Here is a 4,322-nt window from a genome sequence, read left to right as displayed (position 1 = left end):
CTACGGATTTTCCTCTGGTTCGTTTTCTTTTGCTAACTTAGTTCCAGCCAACGCAACTAACCATACACGAACACGTTGTAAGCCATTAAAGCAAACGAATGGACAAAAAAGAAAAGATTAGAAAAACATTGAGGACAGGTAAAATTCTACTTTGGATTGGAATTCCGATTTGCTTACTTACACCATTGATTTTCACTCTTCCATTAGGACTTGCTGACTTTACTGGAACTGGTGAAATAGGCGATACAATTGGCGGAATTACGGCACCTTTTATAAATGTGCTTGGAGCAATTTTGGTTTTTTTAGCTCTAAAAGCTCAAATCCAAGCAAATCTTATAATTCAAGACCAAATTGACCAACAAGAAATTGATAAAAAGCTGGAAAATGAAAGCAAACAATTGAATCAATATTACTCTAACCTAAAAAGTAGCATAGACGGATTTAAATATTCAACCATTGAACCTTGGGACATTGGAGAATCAGATAATAAAAAACCAATTTTGGAAGGTAGCGAAGCAATTTACAGACTATTTTCTGATTATATCTGTGAATATCACGGAACTGAAGCAGATATGGCTTCTAACCCGAAAGTTACTGAACTGATTAGTATGCTTGAGATTTGTGATAAACTATTGACAAGAATTAACAAATCAAATATTAATGATAGAGAAACATTGTGGACTTTGACAAGTCATCAATTTACATATAGAATCTTTCCGAGATTATGTGATGATTATCCAGATAGAATAGAAAGCTATTATTGTGAGAGTTGTGATATGGAACACGGATTTCCTGAAAGGATTAGCTTTTTGATTAAGAGTATTAAAGAAAAAATAGATAACGGCTTACAACAATGTATAACCGCAATTACGGCGGATTCGACTACGTCCGAATCCACTCGGAATTGCTAACGTCAGTGCTAAACCGAAAATTAACGCATATTAACCCGTAACTGACGGTTATACGAGACCGTTGTACCTAATTTAAGAAATGAACAAATTCCTAACCTTACTTTTGATTTCCACGATAGGATATTCACAACATCAAGAATCTGAACCAACATTCTATTCAGAAATAAACGAACGAGTTTTAAATAGAAATCTTTATGATGTAAAATTTGGAACTCCAACTGAAATAATTGTAAACGATACTATAACCTACGCAGATTCAGAAACATGGATTGAAAAAAGTATTTTCACATTTAAAGCTAATCATCAAATGCTTGTGAAAAAACACAGAAATAGTGAATTGATTGCTGACGAAATTATCGAATTAGATTCAATGAATAGAATTCTTAACTATGAAGGGAATTTAAAATATGATGGAGGAAAGTGGTATATAACAAAAGTAAAATATACATACGAAGACTTTAAAAAGATAAAGGAAAAAATAAATGGATCTGGAGAAACATATATGAGATACATTGTGAAATATGATAGTTTGAAAAATCCACTGGCAATTGAGCATACTATTGTCGGACCTGATTACACTAAACTTCAAACTGTGAAATATGATTATGCAAACAGTAAATTCATTTTAATGGACTTTAATTATCAAGGCAAACTTGAAGAAGAGGTTAATGGTAACTTTAATAGAGATTATATAATTGCAAGAAATAAAAATGGAGATATCGCAAAGATGTATTGGATTTTGACAGATAAAAAAGAACCTTTCATACATGAATTTGAATATACGTATGATGACAAAGGCAATTGGATAAAATTGATTGTTAATGTTAAAAGTCCTGATGGCATTTTAAAACCATTTCATAAAACCTATAGAACAATTAAATACCAAAACTAGGTACAACAACGTGTATAGTAAATTGCTTGTTTTGTGTGTACTCGGAAAATCCTACGGATTTTCCTCTGGTTAGTTTTCTTTTACTAACTTAGTTCTTGCCAACGCAACCAACCATACACGAACACGTTGGGTGTAATTTAATAGAGCTTTATGGGTAAAAACTCTTTCTGTTGCGAAATGATGAAATCTTATTCAACTTTTACATGTAAATCGTGCAAAGATGAATTTGAATGTCCTGATAGTCTAATATATCGTGCACAAGATGGAGATTATGGAATAATAATCCACGATGGTGGACAATCTTACATTTCTATTGAATACTGTCCATGGTGTGGATCTGAACTCAAATAATATCTTCGTTTAATTTTATGCACAAAGCTTTAGATATTTACAATGTAACCTTGCCAAATAGCAGAAAGGCCGACTTTCATTTATCCTGCTTAGATAGTTCAGTTTTCATAGACTACAATTATACCGAAAATAAAAAAATAGCTTTAGTTAGAATATCATTTGATGGTTTTGGATGTTGCGAACTCAATGGAAAGACAAATTGCTTAAGTATTGAAGAATCTGAAATATTTGTTCGAGAAATAAAACAAGTCAAATTAAACAAACAATTATTTACTGAGTTATTTCTAAAGTCTATAGCCATTAACAAAGAACTTATTTGGAATGATGCTTTAGAAAAATACAACTTGATTTAATAAAATATAACAACACCCAACAACGTCTATAGCTCATACCTCTGAATACACTAAAATTTATTTACCTTTAAGCTTAAATAAATTTTGTGTAACTCACTCTGCTGATAAGGCGGCACGAGCCATACACGAATACGTTGTAGGTAATTAAAATCCACCTTTGTTAATGAATGACTACTTAATAATTTTTCTGATATTCTTACTATATTTTTCACCTGTTTTCTATCAGATATTTTTATTATTAAAAGAGCGTAAGGAAGAAAACAAAAAACTCTTAAAAAGACTACTTCGATTTACCAAATACAGCTTCCTTCTGATAATTTTTACTGCAATAATATTCGGAATCTTAAGTCACACAAATTATTTAAATTATGAGAAACCATTAACATTTGATAAATACGACAAAATTACTTTTGAGAATTTTAGAGGAATAGAGTTTTTCAAAAAATCATTATACGGAAATAAAAGGTTTGCTTATGTTGTAACTTCAATAGAAAGTGATATCGAAAATAATTCTGTAACTATAGAATCACTATTTCATCCATCACGCTCATTCGTTTACAAAAAGAACACAAATAGTGAAGAACTTTTAAGACACGAAAAATATCATATAAAAATAACAGAACTTTTTGTTCGAAAAACTAAAGAGAATATATCCAAACTAAGTTCTTTCGACGAAAAAACGGTAAATGAGATTATAGAAAAAAATAAAATCGAAGAAAGAAAGTATCAAAAGGAATATGATTATAATACCTTACACAGCTACGTTTTAAGTGAACAAAAAAAATATGAGAAAGAAGTAGATAGTTTGTTAGATTTGTTATCAGAATTTAAAAATCCTAAAATCACTATTAATGATAAAAATTAAGCACCTGTATTTAATAATTATATGCGCAATTCTAATGAGTTGTAATTCTGATAAATATGATTTTCCCTTAGACAAAAGATATTGGGATAATAATGATTATAAAGAAGCTATTCTTGAATTAAGGTTTGGATATGAAGATGACGAAAAAAAACCAACTTTTGATAATCCTGAACAGAGAATGATAGTCCAAAAATTAACAGATGAACAAAACTTCAAAGTTGTTCTTACTGATAAAGAATTAGGGATAAAACATCGTAATAATGTTTCAACAAAATTCTTTGAACATTGGCAAGATATGACCCAGATTTATCAAGAAAGAGACCGAAAAGACAATTATATTTATGATGTTGAAATGTTAGCTGTATGGCATTTTGGTCTTGGTTTACAACTTAACTATTTTAATTTAGGAAATGAAGATATAAAAAACAGAGCTGATGACCCAAATTCAGTAAGAGTGAAAAACATAATTAATAAGAATATTAGAACTCTTGTAAGTAATTATATAATTTATTTAGATGAGATTAATGAAGAAAAAGCATTGACTGATGAAGGTAAATCTAAACTTGCAGAAGGAATCGATAAATACTTTACTCAACTTATTGAGCTATATCCTGAAGCCAATTACAGTGGAATGAAAAACAAAGCTGAATTGATGTTGAAAAAGAGTGAATCGGACAAAATTAAATCATCACTAACAAAATTAATTGAGTTAATCGATTCAAAGAAAAAATTAGAGCTAAAATAACTACCTACAACAACGTGTATAGCTAATTGCTTGGTCTGTGTGTACTCGGAAAATCCTACGGATTTTCCTCTGGTTCGTGCTAGTTTATTATCTTTAAGCTAGCCAACGCAACTAACCATAACACGAACACGTTGGCAAACATTTGTAATGTCAGAAAGAACTATTCTATTAATTGGAGTTATAGCTGGCTTGCTCTTTTTTAGGC

Annotated in this window: 6 protein-coding genes; all 6 read left to right on the top strand. The window is 30.2% G+C overall.

Annotated features, from left to right (window positions below; translation table 11 throughout):
• The first annotated feature begins 128 nt into the window (after positions 1 to 128).
• Positions 129 to 911 carry a hypothetical protein gene (locus tag Q0876_RS15580; protein ID WP_299229794.1) on the top strand — a complete coding sequence of 261 codons (783 nt, stop codon included), beginning with the start codon at positions 129 to 131 and terminating at the stop codon, positions 909 to 911.
• A 103-nt stretch (positions 912 to 1,014) separates the two neighbouring features.
• Positions 1,015 to 1,803 (top strand): hypothetical protein, encoded by a 789-nt coding sequence (locus Q0876_RS15575; protein WP_299229792.1) that lies wholly within the window; start codon positions 1,015 to 1,017, stop codon positions 1,801 to 1,803.
• A gap of 150 nt (positions 1,804 to 1,953) precedes the next feature.
• Entirely contained in the window at positions 1,954 to 2,154 is a 201-nt protein-coding gene (locus tag Q0876_RS15570) for a hypothetical protein (protein ID WP_299229789.1), read from the top strand.
• A 17-nt stretch (positions 2,155 to 2,171) separates the two neighbouring features.
• The gene (locus tag Q0876_RS15565; RefSeq protein WP_299229786.1) at positions 2,172 to 2,507 is read left to right on the top strand and encodes a hypothetical protein; all 336 of its coding nucleotides are present in this window, start codon (positions 2,172 to 2,174) and stop codon (positions 2,505 to 2,507) included.
• A gap of 163 nt (positions 2,508 to 2,670) precedes the next feature.
• A complete protein-coding gene (locus Q0876_RS15560) occupies positions 2,671 to 3,372 on the top strand; it encodes a hypothetical protein (RefSeq protein WP_299229783.1) in 702 nt (233 codons plus the stop codon).
• On the top strand, positions 3,359 to 4,117 hold the full coding sequence (locus Q0876_RS15555; protein WP_299229780.1) for a hypothetical protein: 759 nt from the start codon (positions 3,359 to 3,361) through the stop codon (positions 4,115 to 4,117). Before Q0876_RS15560 ends, Q0876_RS15555 begins: the two co-directional genes overlap by 14 nt.
• Positions 4,118 to 4,322: the final 205 nt, after the last annotated feature.

Source organism: uncultured Psychroserpens sp., assembly GCF_947503375.1.
Lineage (GTDB): Bacteria > Bacteroidota > Bacteroidia > Flavobacteriales > Flavobacteriaceae > Psychroserpens.
Note: the sequence above shows the minus strand (reverse complement) of the source record. Positions and strands in the feature narration are given on the sequence as shown.